Genomic DNA, 17129 nt, shown 5'->3' on the forward strand with positions numbered 1-17129 from the left:
CGCCGGGGGCGGTCACCCCGCCGCGTCCACCACCTCCTTCGTGGCCACGACTCGCGCAAAACCGCCCCCGTGCAGCGACACCGCCGACGCCTGCGCGATCTCGTCAGCACTCCGCCGCCAGCCGAACGGCCCCTCCAGAGCGAAGGTGTACGTCGCGTCATACGCGACCACCACGTCGTACCCGAGGTTCCCGCCCATCCGGGCCGTCGTCTCCACGCACATGTTGGTCTGGATCCCGGCCACCACGAACTGCGAGATCCCCTCCGCCTTCAGCCAGGCATCCAGATCCGGCGCGCCGTAGAAGGCCGAGTTCACGGTCTTCGTGATGAACAGCTCAGCCCCGCCGGCCCCCTTCCCACGCCGCCGCTCCACGTACTCCTTGAACTCGTTCCCCTCGTACCCCGGCCGCAGCGGGGACTGGGGCTTCGGCGAGTCATGCCGTACGAAGACGACCGGCCGCCCCGTCGCCTGCCACACGTCGATGAGCGAAGCGATGTTGTCATCGGCCTCCGGGTTGTTCCGCGGCCCCCAGAAGTCGGCCTCGTCGAAGCCCTTCTGCACGTCCACAACCACCAGCGCTGCGTTCTCTGCGATCTCCATGCCCACGATCCTGCCGCGGGGAGCACTCCCGCCCCAGAGGGCGAAAAGACAGCGATCGATGGTTTACTGCCATCCATGGAGAACGCCGCAGAGGACACATACCGCGTCGCCCTCGTCGCCTTCCCCGGCATCCGCGCCTTCGACGTCTCCGTCATCACCGAGGTCTGGGGCAGCGACCGCACCGACCGCGGCGCCCCCGCCTTCGACCTACGCCGAGTCGGCACCGACACCACCACCCCCATCCTCATGCGCGGAGGCATGACCCTCCACCCGGACCGCACCCTCGCCTGGCTGCCCCGAGCCGACCTGATCGTGATCCCCGGCCTCGACGACCACCTCACACCCGCACCCACCCCCGTCCTCGACGCCCTCCGCCGCGCGCACGCCCGCGGCACCACCATCGCGGCCCTGTGCGGCGGCGCCTTCACCCTCGCCCAGGCCGGCCTGCTCGACGGCCGGCGTGCCATCACTCACTGGAACCTCGTCAGCCTTCTCCGCGCACACCACCCCCAGGTCACCGTCGTCCCCGACGCCCTGTTCATCGAGGACGACAACCTCTGGACCGCAGCCGGCACCGCGGCCGGCATCGACCTCTGCCTCCACCTCGTCCGCCAGTCCCACGGCGCCGAAGCCGCAGCCACCATCGCCCGCTCAATGGTCACCGCCCCCTTCCGCACGGGCACCCAGGCACAGTTCATCGAGCGCCCCACACCCCGCGCGGACCGCGACGCCGACACCCTCGCCGCCGTACGCGAGCACGCCCTGCGCCACCTCCACGAACCGCTCACCATCGCCGACCTGGCCGCCCACGCAGGCATGTCCCCACGAAGCTTCGCCCGCCACTTCACCGCACAGACCGGCACGCCCCCGCTCCGCTGGCTCCTCGACCAGCGCATCGCCGCAGCGCAGAAACTCCTCGAACGAACCGACCTGCCCATGCCCGAAGTAGCCCGCCGCGCCGGCTTCGGCAGCGAGGTCACGATGCGCCAGCACTTCGCATCGCGCCTCGCCACCAGCCCGCGCGCCTACCGCGCTGCGTTCAGCACCACACCGGCCCCGGTATCCGAAACAGCCGGCAGCAACCCGATCGCGCGATAAGCGGCATCCACGGTCGGCCGGGCCAACGCCCGCGCTCTCTCCGCACCATCCCGCAGCACCCCCTCCACATAGCCAGGATCAGCGCACAGCACCCTGTGCCTCTCCTGTACGGGCCTGAGGAGCTCGACCACGGCCTCTGCGGTGTCCTTCTTCAAGGACCCGTACGACTCATATACACCGCTCAAGGCCTCCGGGTTCCCACCCGTGCAGGCCGCCAGGATCTCGAGCAGATTCGTCACGCCGGGCCGCTCCTCCCGGTCGTACACGATCTCCCGCCCACTGTCGGTGACGGCCCGCATGATCTTCTTCCGCACGACATCCGGCTCGTCGAGCAGATAGACGATCCCCGGCCCGGAGTCGTCCGACTTCCCCATCTTCGACGTCGGCTCCTGCAGATTCATGACCCTCGCCGCGACCGCAGGAAGTGTGGCCTTCGGCACCACGAACGTATGCCCGTACCGCTGGTTGAACCGCACCGCAAGATCACGCGTCAGCTCCACATGCTGCGCCTGGTCGTCCCCCACCGGCACCTCGTCCGCCCCGTACACAAGGATGTCCGCCGCCATCAGCACCGGATACGTCAGCAGGGACAGCCGCACACTCCCGCCCCGCTCGCGCTCGCGAGCAGCTTTCTCCTTGTACTGGATCATCCGCCGCATCTCACCGTCGGTCGCCACACACTCGAGGACGTACGACAGCCGGGCGTGCTCATCGACATGACTCTGTACGAACACGGTGCACAGCGCCGGATCCAGCCCCGCGGCGAGCAACAGCGTCGCCGCCTGCCGACTGAGTCTGCGCACCCGCGCCGGATCGTGGTCCACGGTCAGCGCATGCAGATCGACGATGCAGAACAGTGCATCCGCCCGGTGCTGGTCCACGGCAGCCCACTGCCGCATGGCTCCCAGGTAGTTCCCCAGCGTCAGGTGCCCGGTCGGCTTGACCCCGCTGAAAACCCGCGTCATCTCTTCTCCACCTCCTGGTCGAGACCGCCGTCCCGGCGGCCGGCCCTCAGGAGCTCTGGAGGGAGAAACGAGAACGGCCGCCGGGGCGGCGGCCGTTGAACGCATACGTGAGTACGGCCGCCGTCAGGCGGCCCACCACTGCTGGGTGCACGTACGCGTAGTCATGGCCCTCAGGGTACGCCTCCCGGGTGCTGCCCGGAGGCGAGTTGACACACCTCTGCGCGCTACGTACTGTTCTCCGAGTTGTCCGACGTGAGCGCCGACTGCGGTCGGTCCCCGGACAGCCACTTCGCAAGTACCAACCACTACTCGACGGCCAGTCGATCTGTCTGGCGTCGCGTTATTGGCATGCGTATTTACGAAATGAGGAATCCACGTTCGAAAGGACGCGGACCCCGATTAGCTCGGGGGCCGGGAATCCGCTAAAGTCTCACTCGTCGGAACGGCCCAACGGCCGGGAGGACAGCCCCTCTGACTGGGAGTCAGGCCCGAAAGGATCTGATAGAGTCGGAACCGCCGGAAAGGGAAACGCGAAAGCGGGAACCTGGAAAGCACCGAGGAAATCGGATCGGGAAACGGTCTGATAGAGTCGGAAACGCAAGACCGAAGGGAAACTGCCCGGAGGAAAGCCCGAGAGGGTGAGTACAAAGGAAGCGTCCGTTCCTTGAGAACTCAACAGCGTGCCAAAAATCAACGCCAGATATGTTGATACCCCGTTCTCGGCCGTCATGGCCGGGGCGAGGTTCCTTTGAAAAAACACAGCGAGGACGCTGTGAACGGCCGGGCTTATTCCGCCTGGCTGTTCCGCTCTCGTGATGTGTGCACCCGATTACGGGTAAACATTCACGGAGAGTTTGATCCTGGCTCAGGACGAACGCTGGCGGCGTGCTTAACACATGCAAGTCGAACGATGAAGCCCTTCGGGGTGGATTAGTGGCGAACGGGTGAGTAACACGTGGGCAATCTGCCCTTCACTCTGGGACAAGCCCTGGAAACGGGGTCTAATACCGGATATGAGCCTGGGAGGCATCTCCCGGGTTGTAAAGCTCCGGCGGTGAAGGATGAGCCCGCGGCCTATCAGCTTGTTGGTGAGGTAACGGCTCACCAAGGCGACGACGGGTAGCCGGCCTGAGAGGGCGACCGGCCACACTGGGACTGAGACACGGCCCAGACTCCTACGGGAGGCAGCAGTGGGGAATATTGCACAATGGGCGAAAGCCTGATGCAGCGACGCCGCGTGAGGGATGACGGCCTTCGGGTTGTAAACCTCTTTCAGCAGGGAAGAAGCGCAAGTGACGGTACCTGCAGAAGAAGCGCCGGCTAACTACGTGCCAGCAGCCGCGGTAATACGTAGGGCGCAAGCGTTGTCCGGAATTATTGGGCGTAAAGAGCTCGTAGGCGGCTTGTCACGTCGGGTGTGAAAGCCCGGGGCTTAACCCCGGGTCTGCATTCGATACGGGCAGGCTAGAGTGTGGTAGGGGAGATCGGAATTCCTGGTGTAGCGGTGAAATGCGCAGATATCAGGAGGAACACCGGTGGCGAAGGCGGATCTCTGGGCCATTACTGACGCTGAGGAGCGAAAGCGTGGGGAGCGAACAGGATTAGATACCCTGGTAGTCCACGCCGTAAACGGTGGGAACTAGGTGTTGGCGACATTCCACGTCGTCGGTGCCGCAGCTAACGCATTAAGTTCCCCGCCTGGGGAGTACGGCCGCAAGGCTAAAACTCAAAGGAATTGACGGGGGCCCGCACAAGCAGCGGAGCATGTGGCTTAATTCGACGCAACGCGAAGAACCTTACCAAGGCTTGACATACACCGGAAACATCCAGAGATGGGTGCCCCCTTGTGGTCGGTGTACAGGTGGTGCATGGCTGTCGTCAGCTCGTGTCGTGAGATGTTGGGTTAAGTCCCGCAACGAGCGCAACCCTTGTCCCGTGTTGCCAGCATGCCCTTCGGGGTGATGGGGACTCACGGGAGACCGCCGGGGTCAACTCGGAGGAAGGTGGGGACGACGTCAAGTCATCATGCCCCTTATGTCTTGGGCTGCACACGTGCTACAATGGCCGGTACAATGAGCTGCGATACCGTGAGGTGGAGCGAATCTCAAAAAGCCGGTCTCAGTTCGGATTGGGGTCTGCAACTCGACCCCATGAAGTCGGAGTTGCTAGTAATCGCAGATCAGCAGTGCTGCGGTGAATACGTTCCCGGGCCTTGTACACACCGCCCGTCACGTCACGAAAGTCGGTAACACCCGAAGCCGGTGGCCCAACCCCTTGTGGGAGGGAGCTGTCGAAGGTGGGACTGGCGATTGGGACGAAGTCGTAACAAGGTAGCCGTACCGGAAGGTGCGGCTGGATCACCTCCTTTCTAAGGAGCATCTAGGCCGCCGGGCATGTCCTGGTGGTCCAGGGCCATTACGTCGGCAAACGTCCGACGGTGGTTGCTCATGGGTGGAACGTTGATTATTCGGCACTTTCAGTCATCTCGGGCTGCCAGTACTGCTCTTCGGAGCGTGGAACGCTGATCACGAGTGGCGGGAGTGCCGGGCACGTTGTTGGGTGTCTGAGGGCACGGCCGTGAGGCTGCCTTCAGTTGCCGGTCCCAGTGAACTCCAGCTTTTGGTTGGGGGTGATGGGTGGCTGGTCGTTGTTTGAGAACTGCACAGTGGACGCGAGCATCTGTGGCCAAGTTTTTAAGGGCGCACGGTGGATGCCTTGGCACCAGGAACCGATGAAGGACGTGGGAGGCCACGATAGGCCCCGGGGAGTCGTCAACCAGGCTTTGATCCGGGGGTGTCCGAATGGGGAAACCCGGCAGTCGTCATGGGCTGTCACCCTTGCCTGAACACATAGGGCAAGTGGAGGGAACGCGGGGAAGTGAAACATCTCAGTACCCGCAGGAAGAGAAAACAACCGTGATTCCGGGAGTAGTGGCGAGCGAAACCGGATGAGGCCAAACCTACGACGTGTGAGACCCGGCAGGGGTTGCGTCGTGGGGGTTGTGGGATCTCTCTTCTGTCGTCTGCCGGCGACAGGACGAGTCAGAAACCGTTGATGTAGGCGAAGGACATGCGAAAGGTCCGGCGTAGAGGGTAAGACCCCCGTAGTCGAAACGTCAGCGGCTCGTTGGAGAGACACCCAAGTAGCACGGGGCCCGAGAAATCCCGTGTGAATCTGGCGGGACCACCCGCTAAGCCTAAATATTCCCTGGTGACCGATAGCGGATAGTACCGTGAGGGAATGGTGAAAAGTACCGCGGGAGCGGAGTGAAATAGTACCTGAAACCGTGTGCCTACAAGCCGTGGGAGCGTCGGACATCAAGCTTGCTTGGTGTCTCGTGACTGCGTGCCTTTTGAAGAATGAGCCTGCGAGTTTGCGGTGTGTTGCGAGGTTAACCCGGGTGGGGTAGCCGTAGCGAAAGCGAGTCCGAATAGGGCGTTTTAGTAGCACGCTCAAGACCCGAAGCGGAGTGATCTAGCCATGGGCAGGTTGAAGCGGAGGTAAGACTTCGTGGAGGACCGAACCCACCAGGGTTGAAAACCTGGGGGATGACCTGTGGTTAGGGGTGAAAGGCCAATCAAACTCCGTGATAGCTGGTTCTCCCCGAAATGCATTTAGGTGCAGCGTCGTGTGTTTCTTGCCGGAGGTAGAGCACTGGATAGGCGATGGGCCCTACCGGGTTACTGACCTTAGCCAAACTCCGAATGCCGGTAAGTGAGAGCGCGGCAGTGAGACTGTGGGGGATAAGCTCCATGGTCGAGAGGGAAACAGCCCAGAGCATCGACTAAGGCCCCTAAGCGTACGCTAAGTGGGAAAGGATGTGGAGTCGCACAGACAACCAGGAGGTTGGCTTAGAAGCAGCCACCCTTGAAAGAGTGCGTAATAGCTCACTGGTCTAGTGATTCCGCGCCGACAATGTAGCGGGGCTCAAGCGTACCGCCGAAGTCGTGTCATTGCAGTAATACTCCCAACGGAGGCTGTGATGGGTAGGGGAGCGTCGTGTGCCGGGTGAAGCAGCGCCGGAAGGCAGTTGTGGACGGTTCACGAGTGAGAATGCAGGCATGAGTAGCGATTCACACGTGAGAAACGTGTGCGCCGATTGACTAAGGGTTCCTGGGTCAAGCTGATCTGCCCAGGGTAAGTCGGGACCTAAGGCGAGGCCGACAGGCGTAGTCGATGGATAACCGGTTGATATTCCGGTACCCGCTGTGAAGCGTCAAACATCGAACCAGGCGATGCTAAGTCCGTGAAGCCGCCCCGGAGCCTTCGGGCAAAGGGGAGTGGTGGAGCCGACGGACCAGACCTGTAGTAGGTGAGTGATGGGGTGACGCAGGAAGGTAGTCCAGCCCGGGCGGTGGTTGTCCCGGGGTAAGGGTGTAGCCCGAGTGGTAGGCAAATCCGCCACTCATATGGGGTGAGACCTGATGCCGAGCCGATTGTGGTGAAGTGGATGATCCTATGCTGTCGAGAAAAGCCTCTAGCGAGTTTCATGGCGGCCCGTACCCTAAACCGACTCAGGTGGTCAGGTAGAGAATACCGAGGCGTTCGGGTGAACTATGGTTAAGGAACTCGGCAAAATGCCCCCGTAACTTCGGGAGAAGGGGGGCCACACCTGGTGATGGGCTTTACGTCCTGAGCTGGGGGTGGCCGCAGAGACCAGCGAGAAGCGACTGTTTACTAAAAACACAGGTCCGTGCGAAGCCGTAAGGCGATGTATACGGACTGACGCCTGCCCGGTGCTGGAACGTTAAGGGGACCGGTTAGCTCCATTTCGGTGGGGCGAAGCTGAGAACTTAAGCGCCAGTAAACGGCGGTGGTAACTATAACCATCCTAAGGTAGCGAAATTCCTTGTCGGGTAAGTTCCGACCTGCACGAATGGCGTAACGACTTCTCGACTGTCTCAACCATAGGCCCGGTGAAATTGCACTACGAGTAAAGATGCTCGTTTCGCGCAGCAGGACGGAAAGACCCCGGGACCTTTACTACAGTTTGATATTGGTGTTCGGTTCGGCTTGTGTAGGATAGCTGGGAGACTGTGAAGCTTGGACGCCAGTTCAGGTGGAGTCGTCGTTGAAATACCAGTCTGGTCGTGCTGGATGTCTAACCTGGGTCCGTGATCCGGATCAGGGACAGTGTCTGATGGGTAGTTTAACTGGGGCGGTTGCCTCCTAAAGAGTAACGGAGGCGCCCAAAGGTTCCCTCAGCCTGGTTGGCAATCAGGTGTTGAGTGTAAGTGCACAAGGGAGCTTGACTGTGAGACCGACGGGTCGAGCAGGGACGAAAGTCGGGACTAGTGATCCGGCGGTGGCTTGTGGAAGCGCCGTCGCTCAACGGATAAAAGGTACCCCGGGGATAACAGGCTGATCTTCCCCAAGAGTCCATATCGACGGGATGGTTTGGCACCTCGATGTCGGCTCGTCGCATCCTGGGGCTGGAGTCGGTCCCAAGGGTTGGGCTGTTCGCCCATTAAAGCGGTACGCGAGCTGGGTTTAGAACGTCGTGAGACAGTTCGGTCCCTATCCGCTGTGCGCGCAGGAGTCTTGAGAAGGGCTGTCCCTAGTACGAGAGGACCGGGACGGACGAACCTCTGGTGTGCCAGTTGTCCTGCCAAGGGCATGGCTGGTTGGCTACGTTCGGGAGGGATAACCGCTGAAAGCATCTAAGCGGGAAGCCTGCTTCGAGATGAGGACTCCCACCCACTTGATGGGGTAAGGCTCCCAGTAGACGACTGGGTTGATAGGCCGGATCTGGAAGCACCGCAAGGTGTGGAGGTGACCGGTACTAATAGGCCGAGGGCTTGTCCTCAGTTGCTCGCGTCCACTGTGTTGGTTCTGAAACCACGAACGGCCCCGCGTCCGGTCACGGCGTGGTGCGGCAGACGTTCGACAGTTTCATAGTGTTTCGGTGGTTATAGCGTGAGGGAAACGCCCGGTTACATTCCGAACCCGGAAGCTAAGCCTTACAGCGCCGATGGTACTGCAGGGGGGACCCTGTGGGAGAGTAGGACGCCGCCGAACAAATCTTGAGAAAACCCCGCACCATTTTGGTGCGGGGTTTTCTGCGTTCCGGGCCGTTTAGGGTGGTGTCATGCGCTACGACCTCGTCATCTTCGACAACGACGGCGTCCTCGTGGACAGCGAGCCGATCTCCAACCGGCTCCTGGCCGCCTATCTCACCGAGCTGGGGCACCCGACCTCGTACGAGGACTCCATCCGGGACTACATGGGGTCCGCCATGCACCGGATCCATGAGCTCGTGCTGGAGCGGAGCGGGCACCGGCTGCCGGTGGACTTCGACGAGGTCTTCCACGCGCGTGTGTTCGCCGCGTTCGAGCGGGAGTTGAAGCCAGTGGCCGGGGCCCCCGACGTACTGGAGGAACTGGCGGCGGACGGAGTGCCGTACTGTGTGGCGTCCTCCGGGAGTCATGAGCGGATTCGGGTGGGGCACTGGACGACGGGGCTGGACCGATGGTTCGACGAGTCGCGGGTGTTCAGTTCGCAGGATGTGGGGCGGGGGAAGCCGGCGCCCGATCTGTTCCTGTACGCGGCCGAGCGGATGGGGGTCGCGCCGGGGCGGTGTGTGGTTGTGGAGGATTCGCCACTCGGAGTGCAGGCGGCTGTCGCGGCTGGGATGGACGTCTACGGGTTCACGGCCATGACGCCTGCTGAGCGGCTTGCGGGGGCCACTCAACTCTTCTCGGGTATGGGGGAGTTGTCAGGGCTGCTGCACTGACATTTGTCATGCCGAGCTCCGGACGATCGTTTCTACTGGCGACCGGGTGCCGGGCGGGAAGCTGAGGGCATGACGACGAACACGGTGTCCCAGGGCCAGAGCAGCAACCAGACTCCCAGCGCGCTCGACAACCTCCGCCCGCTGATTGTGGACGTGGCGGTCCCCCTCGGTTCGTACTACCTGTTCAAGGACGCCTTCGGGATGAGCACCTTCGCGGCGCTCGCCTGGAGCAGCGTCGTCCCCGCGGTCCGGACCGTCTGGAGCGTGGTGAAGGAGCGCAGGACGAACGGGCTGGCGGGGCTGATCCTCGTCGTCAACGTGGTCTCCCTGCTGCTGAGTTTCGTCTCCGGTGACCCGCGGCTGATGCTCGCCAAGGACGGTGCGGTCAGCAGCACCGTGGGCATCGGCATCCTGGTCTCGGTGGCTCTCGGCCGGCCGATGATGACCGCCGGGATGAAGCCGTTCCTGGTGAAGGGCGACCCGAAGAAGGAGGCCGCATGGCAGCGGCTGGCGTCGGGCCGGGCCGCCGCCTCTGCCGACTTCCTGCGCAAGGAGCGGACGTTCTCCGTGGTCTGGGGCGTGGCCCTGCTCGCCGAGTGCGTGGCGCGGGTCGTGGGGGCGTACACCGTGCCCGTGGACACCATGGTCTGGCTCGGAGGCGTCGTGATGGCCGGTGTGATGGTGCTGACCTTCCTCCTCAGCGGTGGGCTGGCCGCCGGGCCGATGGAGGAGATGCTCCGCGCCGAGGCGGAAGCCGAGGAAGCGGCTGCTCGGAGCGCCGTCGCCGTCGCGGCCTGACAGAGAAAGTAAAGCTGAGGGAAATTCATCTTTGGCTTGATCTACCCACAGGTAGCCCGGGGCCCTACGCTCGCCGCCATGACAGATGTGCTGCGGCGCGGTAGGGCCTCGTTGGCGTTCAGCTTCCTTGCCCAGGGCGCCACCTTTGCCCTTCTCGTGACTCGTATCCCGGCCATTCAGGACCGGTACGGGGTCTCCGACGCGCTGCTGCCGGCCTTCCTGGCCGCCGTGCCGATCCTGGCCGGTGTCGGGAGTGTGACGACCGAGCAGCTGGTGAAGCGGATACGGCCCGGTCTGCTGCTGCGGTGCCTGCAGCCTGTGGTGCTCCTGGCGCTCCTCGGCGTCGGGTCGGGGGAGCACCTGGCTGAGCTGGGGATCGCGCTGGGGGCCTTCGGGCTGGCGGTGGGCGGGCTCGACGCCTCGATGAACATGCTCGGGGTGAGCCTGCAGCGGGCGTACGGGCGCAGCATCATGCTCAGTTTCCATGCCGCGTTCAGCCTGGGCGGGATCGTGGGGGCCTCGCTGGCCTGGGCGGGAGCGCACTGGCATCTGGCGCTGTGGGTGTCGTATCTGCCGGTCGTCGCGGTGCTGTTGCCTGCCACGCTGATCGGAAGTCGGTGGTATGTCGACTCGGGTGCCTCCGTCGACGTATCGGAGGAGGGGGAGAGGCAGGCGCAGGGGCAGCCCGTCGTTTTCAAGCTGCTGCTGCCGCTGTGTCTTGTGATGACCTTCGCGTACATCGGGGACTCGACCGTCTCCAACTGGAGTGCCAAGTATCTGAAGGACGTGCTCGGGAGCTCGGAGCAGCTGTCGACCGTGCCGTACAACGTCTACATGGTGACCACGCTGCTGGGGCGGTCGCTCGGGGACCTGGGGGTACGGCGGTTCGGGGCCGTCGCGGTCGTGCGGCTGGGGGCGCTGGTGGCGGCGCTGGGGTTCGCGGTGGTGGCCGTCGCGCCGGGGGCGTGGGTGGGGATGCTCGGCTTCACGCTGCTGGGGCTGGGGCTGTGTGTGCTGGTGCCGCAGACCTTTGCGGCGGCCGGGCGGTTGTTCCCGCATGCGTCCGATGCGGCCGTCGCGCGGCTGAATGTGTTCAACTATGTCGGCTTTCTGATCGGCTCGCCGCTGGTGGGTGCGCTGGGGGATGCGTGGAGCTACCGCGGGGCCATGGTCGTCCCGATGGTGTTGGTGCTGGTGACCATGGTCTACGCCAGGTCGTTCGCTCCTCAACCGGACCGATACGGTGGCGGGCATGAGCGGCCGCGCACAGTTGATGTGGGACGAGGCAGTAACGGGCTATGACTTCGGTCCGGATCATCCGATGGATCCGGTCCGGCTCGCCCTGACCAGGCGCCTTGTCGATGCCTTCGGGCTCGACAAGGAGGTCGAGGTGGTGGCGGCGAAGCCCGCCGGGGAGTCGACCCTGCGGCTCGTCCACCGGGAGGACTACGTCGACGCGGTGAAGGCGGCTTCGGCGGATCCGGAGGCGGCGAACGGGGCGTACGGGCTGGGGACGATGGACGATCCCGCCTTCGCCGGGATGCACGAGGTGTCCGCGCTGATCGCGGGGCAGTCGGTGGGGGCCGCGGAGGCGGTGTGGCGAGGGGACGCGCTGCACGCGGTGAACTTCGCGGGCGGGCTGCATCATGCGATGCCGGGGAGCGCCTCGGGGTTCTGCATCTACAACGACGCCTCGCTGGCGATCGCTCGGCTGCTGGAGCTGGGCGCCGAGCGGGTCGCGTACATCGATGTGGACGTGCATCACGGGGACGGTGTGCAGGCGGCCTTCTGGGACGACCCGCGGGTGCTGACGATCTCGCTGCACGAGCATCCGCGGACGTTGTTTCCGCAGACCGGGTGGCCGGAGGAGACGGGGGCCGACTCCGCTGAGGGGGCGGCCGTCAATGTGGCGCTGCCGGCCGGGACCGGCGATGCCGGGTGGCTGCGGGCCTTCCATGCCGTCGTACCGGAACTGATTGCCGATTTCCGGCCGCAGGTGCTGGTGACGCAGCACGGGGCCGATACGCACTTCGAGGATCCGCTGGCGCATCTGGCGGTGTCGCTGGATGCGCAGCGGGCCGTGCAGGTCGCCTGCCATGAGCTTGCGCACGAGTACGCCGGCGGGAAGTGGGTCGCCCTGGGTGGTGGTGGTTATGCGGTGGTCGAGGTCGTGCCGCGGTCGTGGACGCATCTGGTGGGGATCGCGGCGGGTCGGGAGATCGCGCCGGAGGCCGTGATCCCGGAGGGGTGGCGGCAGGAAGTGTTCGCGCGGACGCGGCAGTTGGCGCCGGCGCGGATGACTGATGGGCGGTGGCCGGTGTCGTACCCCTCCTGGGAGGCGGGGTACGACCCTGCGGACCGGTTGGACCAGGCGGTGCTGGCTACTCGGCGGGCGGTGTTTCCGTTGCGGGGGTTGCTGACGTAGCCGGTACGGCCACGTCGGCAGGGCGCCGCGGCGGTCAGGTGCACAGGCCGTTGTCCGAGGCGTAGTAGATGTCGTACGAGCCGCTCCAGGTCAGGCACTGACCGTCGTCCGGGGCGTCCTTGTAGACCGGGCCCGCGTACGAGGTGTAGGAGCCGTAGTCCTTGGCCTGTCCGCTGCTGTAGGGCCAGGTGTCGAGCGTGACCTCCATGAAGACGCGGGCGCCCGGGGTGGTGCGGACGGTGACCGCGCAGACCTTGCCGGCGTCCTTGTTGAAGGTCACGAACGTGGTGGCCGGGATGGCCGACTGGGAGGTCGAGTGGATCGGCGTGGCCCGGATGACGTCGTAGCCCTTGCCGCAGGCGCCGTTGTAGGCGGTGGGTGTGGCGGCCGAGGCCGGGGTGGTCGCGGCGAGTGTGCCGCCCAGGGCGAGGACGGCGAGGGCGCCGGCGGTGGCTGCCTTGCGACGGATCGGCTTGATGGTGTTCCCCCCGTTGATGACTTGGTCGGTGCGCGTGTGGCGGCTGGTCGTTGCCGGCCACGCATGATGAGACCTGGGAGGCCCACCGGCAGTTGTGGGCTGTTGTGACCCTGTTCTGTCACCAGTGTCACGGGAGCCGTTACGCCAACTGTGCGGTGTTTGCGCGTTCGTATGCCCCTGCTCAGCCCCGTCCGCCACCATCGATGTGTGTTGAGCACCGGAGCCCTGCGGGCCCATCTCCTGGCCGCCCGTCTCGCGGGGCCCGTGGCCACCTCCCGGGAGGAGAGCCTGCGCAGCTATCGGCTGTTCGCCGCCCGCGACCCCCGCGTGCTGATCGGGCTCGATCCCGAATGGACGTGGCGGCAGCGGGATTTGATCGAGTTGATGGCCGACAAGTGCGGGGTTTCGGCCGATCCGCAGCATGTCTCCGGCCATGACGTGATCGATCCGGAGCGGACTCTGACCGCTCTGGATGCCTTCGCGGACCGTCTCGCAGCAGCCGCCCAGCGCAGCGCCCCTGTACTCCTCGGCACCGGTCACCCGCACCGGCTGCTCGGCTTCTACGCCGCCTTGGCGGACGCGCTGTCGGCGGCGGGATGTACCGTCCTCACACCGGCGCATGGTCACTGTGTCGACATAACGACCCGGTTCGGTCTACGCACGTACAACCTTGACTACGTACAAGGAGTCGCGCTGGTCCGGGAACCCGGCACGCCTCGCCCCGGTTGTGCGACCGGCGCGCACACGCATTCACCGCTCCCGGTTCGTACCGCGCTGGCTGTGGCGGCCGAGGCCGGCGGGCCGCTTCCCGAGCTGGTCGTCGGAGACCACGGCTGGGTCTGCGGGGCAGGTCAGCTGGGGTTCGAGGCCATTGGGCTCGCCGATACGGACGACCCCGCGCTCTTCGTGGGAGAGGCCGAGGGTTCCGTGTCCGTAGTCGTTCCACTTGATGACGCTGTGCGGTCTGATTACTACCGGCCGCTTACCCGCTACGTACTCAATCGAGCGTGTCTGTCACAGTAGGCCGCCGATGGGTGCACCTCTTCCCCACTCGCATCACCCGCCCCTACATTGGGGAGTGAGCACGCAGCGACGAAGAGTCACCGGAAGGGGAAGCCGGTGGCCGTCGAGTGCGGAAGGTTCAGGTGTGTCATGGCTGCTGAGCAGAGGCCTCTGAGCGAGGTTCAGTTCCTTACCGTGGCGGAGGTCGCCTCGGTGATGCGAGTGTCGAAGATGACCGTGTACCGGTTGGTGCACAGCGGTCATCTGCCCGCGATCAGGGTGGGGCGGTCCTTCCGCGTCCCCGAGAACGCGGTTCACGAGTACCTCCGCGAGAGCTACGTGGGGGTGGAAACCGCCTGACGGCGATCCCCGGGGGGATCCTCAGGGCTCTTCTGGATCTCCCCCGGCACCCTCGATTACGACCTCAGCGCTCGGGCGGGTAGGCTGGCCCCTTGTAGGTCGTATGGGCCCATGGCGCCCAGCACCGAGTGATGAGAAGTGAGCGAGGGTAGTCGTGGGCTCTGTTATCAAGAAGCGGCGCAAGCGGATGGCCAAGAAGAAGCACCGCAAGCTGCTCAAGCGCACGCGCGTTCAGCGTCGCAACAAGAAGTAAGCGGCGCTCCAGGAGCGTGTTCTGTGGCCCCCCACCGCAACCGGTGGGGGGCCACACGCGTTTGGAGTTCACAGAAGCTCCCAGAAGCGCACGGGACCTCGCACAAGGCCCGTGCGTACGCACGTGTTTCACATGGCTTGGTCTGTTCGTACGTCTGTGGATGTCGTCACTTCGTGCATTGGGTGGTCATCACAGCGCAACATCGACCCGCTAAGTTGGCCGAACACGGGGAACGCGGCAGGCTACGAGTACCGGATGGGCTGGAAGGAAGGCGCAGATCTTGGGCAAGGTCGTGCTCGTGACCGGAGTGGCCCGCAGGCTTGGGGGCCGGTTCGTACGACGGATCCAGCGTGACCCGCAGGTGGACCGGGTCGTCGCCGTGGACGCGGTCCCACCCGAGCACCACCTGGGCGGTGCCGATTTCATCCAGGCCGACATCCGGCAGCCCACCATCGCGCGCGTGCTCGCCGAGACCGGCGCCGACACGGTCGTACACATGGATGTGAGCGCGACCGGGCTCGGCAGCGGCAGCCGGACCGCGATCAAGGAAACCAACGTCATCGGCACGATGCAGCTGCTCGGCGCCTGCCAGAAGTCGCCGACCGTGAAGCGGCTCGTCGTGAAGTCGAGTACGAACGTGTACGGGTCCGCGCCCCGTGATCCCGCGGTGTTCACCGAGACGACCCCGCCCAAGTCGCTGCCCAGCGGCGGCTTCGCCAAGGACACCGTCGAGGTCGAGGGGTACGTACGGGGCTTTGCGCGGCGGCGGCCGGATGTGGCCGTTTGTGTGCTGCGGTTCGCGAACATCCTGGGGCCCGCGGCCGACACGCCGCTCGCCTCCTACTTCGCGCTGCCGGTCCTGCCGACCGTGTTCGGCTACGACCCGCGGCTGCAGTTCGTGCATGAGGACGACGTGATCGAGGTACTGCGGATCGCCTCGCACGAGCCGGAGCGGGGCACCCTCAACAGCGGCACCTTCAACATCGCCGGCGACGGCGTCCTGCTGCTCTCCCAGTGCTCCAGGCGGCTCGGCCGGCCCACGGTGCCGCTGCTGCTGCCTGCGGTCACCTGGGCGGGCTCCCTGGTACGTACGCTGGGCATGACGGACTTCTCACCCGAACAGATCCGGCTGCTGACCCACGGCCGGGTCGTGGCGACGGACCAGATGCGTGAGACGCTCGGATTCAAGCCGAAGTACACGACCGCGGAGACGTTCGCGGACTTCGCGCGCAGTCACGGACCCGGACTCCTGCCGCCGGAGGCCCTTGCGGGGGCCGTCGACCGGATCGCCGCGCTGCCCCTGCCGGGCAGCGGCCACCCCCCGACGCAGAGCGCCAACTGAGGAGCGCATCAACGATGGCGGATGCCAAGGTCATTCCGTTCGACGACGACCGGTCCCGCGGGAGCGCCGTACAGCGGCCGTCGCGGCGCCGGAGCGCGGGGAGCCGACGCAAGACCACGGAACCCGCGCTGGTCGGCGACGTCCAGCCCCTGCCCAGCAGGGCGCGCACGCAGGATGATGTTCCTGTGACGCATGAGGAACAGTCGCCCCGGCGGCCGCAGAACGACGGTGGCCTGGAGCGGCGCGTCGCGAGCGGCCTGAGCTTCCTGCGCCGCCGCCTCACCGGCGACTACGAGGTCGACGACTTCGGCTACGACGAGGAGTTGACCGACCAGGTACTGATGTCCCTGCTGCGGCCGGTGTACGAGAAGTACTTCCGGGTCGAGGTGAAGGGCATCGAGAACATCCCGTCGGAGGGCGGCGCGCTGATCGTCGCCAACCACTCCGGGACGCTCCCGCTGGACGGCCTGATGATGCAGGTCGCCGTCCACGACAACCATCCCGTGGGCCGCCATCTGCGTCTGCTCGCGGCGGACCTCGTCTTCATGCTGCCCGTGGTCAACGAACTGGCCCGCAAGCTCGGTCACACCCTGGCCTGCGCGGAGGACGCCGAACGGCTGCTGGGCCAGGGCGAGCTGGTCGGGGTCATGCCGGAGGGGTTCAAGGGCATCGGCAAGCCCTTCGGCGAGCGCTACAAGCTCCAGCGCTTCGGCCGCGGCGGCTTCGTCTCCACCGCTCTGCGTCACGGCACGCCGATCATCCCGTGCTCGATCGTCGGGGCGGAGGAGATCTACCCGATGATCGGCAACGCGAAGACGCTGGCTCGCCTGCTCGGCTTCCCGTACTTCCCGCTGACGCCGACGTTTCCGTGGCTGGGCCCGCTGGGTGCGGTGCCGCTGCCGACGAAGTGGACGATCCAGTTCGGCGAGCCGATCCCCACGGACGGCTATCCGCCGGAGGCCGCCGAGGACCCGATGCTGATGTTCAACCTGACGGACCAGGTGAGGGAGCAGATCCAGCACACGCTGTACAAGTTGCTGGTGCAGCGGCGGTCTGTGTTCTTCTGACGGGGCGC

The 17129-nt window shown here is 65.1% G+C and carries 13 protein-coding genes and 3 rRNA genes; 13 read left to right on the forward strand and 3 right to left on the reverse strand.

The annotated features are described in order from the left end of the window. Positions 1–12 precede the first annotated feature (12 nt). Positions 13–600 (reverse strand): cysteine hydrolase family protein, encoded by a 588-nt coding sequence (locus tag EDD92_RS26875; protein WP_123966730.1) that lies wholly within the window; start codon positions 598–600, stop codon positions 13–15. Positions 601–675: 75 nt separating this feature from the next. Here EDD92_RS26875 and EDD92_RS26880 point away from each other — a divergent pair, with 75 nt between their 5' ends. After that, complete coding sequence (locus tag EDD92_RS26880; RefSeq protein ID WP_123966732.1) at positions 676–1698, forward strand: GlxA family transcriptional regulator; 1023 nt, start codon at positions 676–678, stop codon at positions 1696–1698. On the opposite strand, the gene trpS is transcribed toward EDD92_RS26880, so the two are convergent. Continuing rightward, a complete protein-coding gene (gene trpS, locus EDD92_RS26885; protein WP_123966734.1) occupies positions 1626–2663 on the reverse strand; it encodes a tryptophan--tRNA ligase in 1038 nt (345 codons plus the stop codon). The two genes, EDD92_RS26880 and trpS, sit on opposite strands and share 73 nt — an antisense overlap. A gap of 842 nt (positions 2664–3505) precedes the next feature. Between trpS and EDD92_RS26895 the strand changes: the two genes are divergently transcribed. The 7 genes from EDD92_RS26895 to EDD92_RS26925 all read left to right on the forward strand — a co-directional run bounded on the left by EDD92_RS26895 (position 3506) and on the right by EDD92_RS26925 (position 12619). After that, positions 3506–5031, forward strand: a 16S ribosomal RNA gene (locus EDD92_RS26895). Positions 5032–5346: 315 nt separating this feature from the next. Next, positions 5347–8469, forward strand: a 23S ribosomal RNA gene (locus tag EDD92_RS26900). Between the two features lie 95 nt (positions 8470–8564). Next, positions 8565–8681, forward strand: a 5S ribosomal RNA gene (rrf, locus tag EDD92_RS26905). Together the 16S, 23S and 5S rRNA genes form the textbook arrangement of a ribosomal RNA operon. Before the next feature lie 70 nt (positions 8682–8751). After that, on the forward strand, positions 8752–9396 hold the full coding sequence (locus tag EDD92_RS26910) for an HAD family phosphatase (RefSeq protein ID WP_123966736.1): 645 nt from the start codon (positions 8752–8754) through the stop codon (positions 9394–9396). Positions 9397–9465: 69 nt separating this feature from the next. Next, positions 9466–10194, forward strand: a complete 729-nt coding sequence (locus tag EDD92_RS26915; RefSeq protein ID WP_123966738.1) for a VC0807 family protein — start codon at positions 9466–9468, stop codon at positions 10192–10194. A gap of 78 nt (positions 10195–10272) precedes the next feature. Continuing rightward, positions 10273–11496, forward strand: a complete 1224-nt coding sequence (locus EDD92_RS26920) for an MFS transporter (protein WP_123966740.1) — start codon at positions 10273–10275, stop codon at positions 11494–11496. Further along, positions 11447–12619, forward strand: coding sequence for an acetoin utilization protein AcuC (locus tag EDD92_RS26925; RefSeq protein WP_123966741.1), 1173 nt, complete (start codon positions 11447–11449; stop codon positions 12617–12619). The genes EDD92_RS26920 and EDD92_RS26925 overlap by 50 nt, the downstream gene beginning before the upstream one ends. Before the next feature lie 34 nt (positions 12620–12653). Here EDD92_RS26925 and EDD92_RS26930 read toward each other — a convergent pair whose 3' ends face one another. Then, positions 12654–13295, reverse strand: coding sequence for a hypothetical protein (locus EDD92_RS26930; protein WP_260326771.1), 642 nt, complete (start codon positions 13293–13295; stop codon positions 12654–12656). A gap of 9 nt (positions 13296–13304) precedes the next feature. Between EDD92_RS26930 and EDD92_RS26935 the strand changes: the two genes are divergently transcribed. The 5 genes from EDD92_RS26935 to EDD92_RS26955 all read left to right on the forward strand — a co-directional run bounded on the left by EDD92_RS26935 (position 13305) and on the right by EDD92_RS26955 (position 17121). Then, the gene (locus EDD92_RS26935; RefSeq protein WP_123966742.1) at positions 13305–14120 is read left to right on the forward strand and encodes a phosphatase; all 816 of its coding nucleotides are present in this window, start codon (positions 13305–13307) and stop codon (positions 14118–14120) included. A 129-nt stretch (positions 14121–14249) separates the two neighbouring features. Next, positions 14250–14459 (forward strand): helix-turn-helix domain-containing protein, encoded by a 210-nt coding sequence (locus tag EDD92_RS26940; RefSeq protein ID WP_016437488.1) that lies wholly within the window; start codon positions 14250–14252, stop codon positions 14457–14459. A 154-nt stretch (positions 14460–14613) separates the two neighbouring features. Beyond that, positions 14614–14712 carry a 30S ribosomal protein bS22 gene (locus tag EDD92_RS26945; RefSeq protein WP_003948845.1) on the forward strand — a complete coding sequence of 33 codons (99 nt, stop codon included), beginning with the start codon at positions 14614–14616 and terminating at the stop codon, positions 14710–14712. Positions 14713–14992: 280 nt separating this feature from the next. Further along, a complete protein-coding gene (locus EDD92_RS26950) occupies positions 14993–16054 on the forward strand; it encodes an NAD-dependent epimerase/dehydratase family protein (RefSeq protein WP_030945629.1) in 1062 nt (353 codons plus the stop codon). Positions 16055–16068: 14 nt separating this feature from the next. Next, positions 16069–17121: a lysophospholipid acyltransferase family protein gene (locus EDD92_RS26955; RefSeq protein WP_123966744.1), complete on the forward strand. Its 1053-nt coding sequence runs from the start codon at positions 16069–16071 to the stop codon at positions 17119–17121. Positions 17122–17129: the final 8 nt, after the last annotated feature.

This window comes from Streptomyces sp. TLI_185 (assembly GCF_003814765.1).
In the GTDB taxonomy this organism is placed as follows: Bacteria; Actinomycetota; Actinomycetes; order Streptomycetales; family Streptomycetaceae; genus Streptomyces.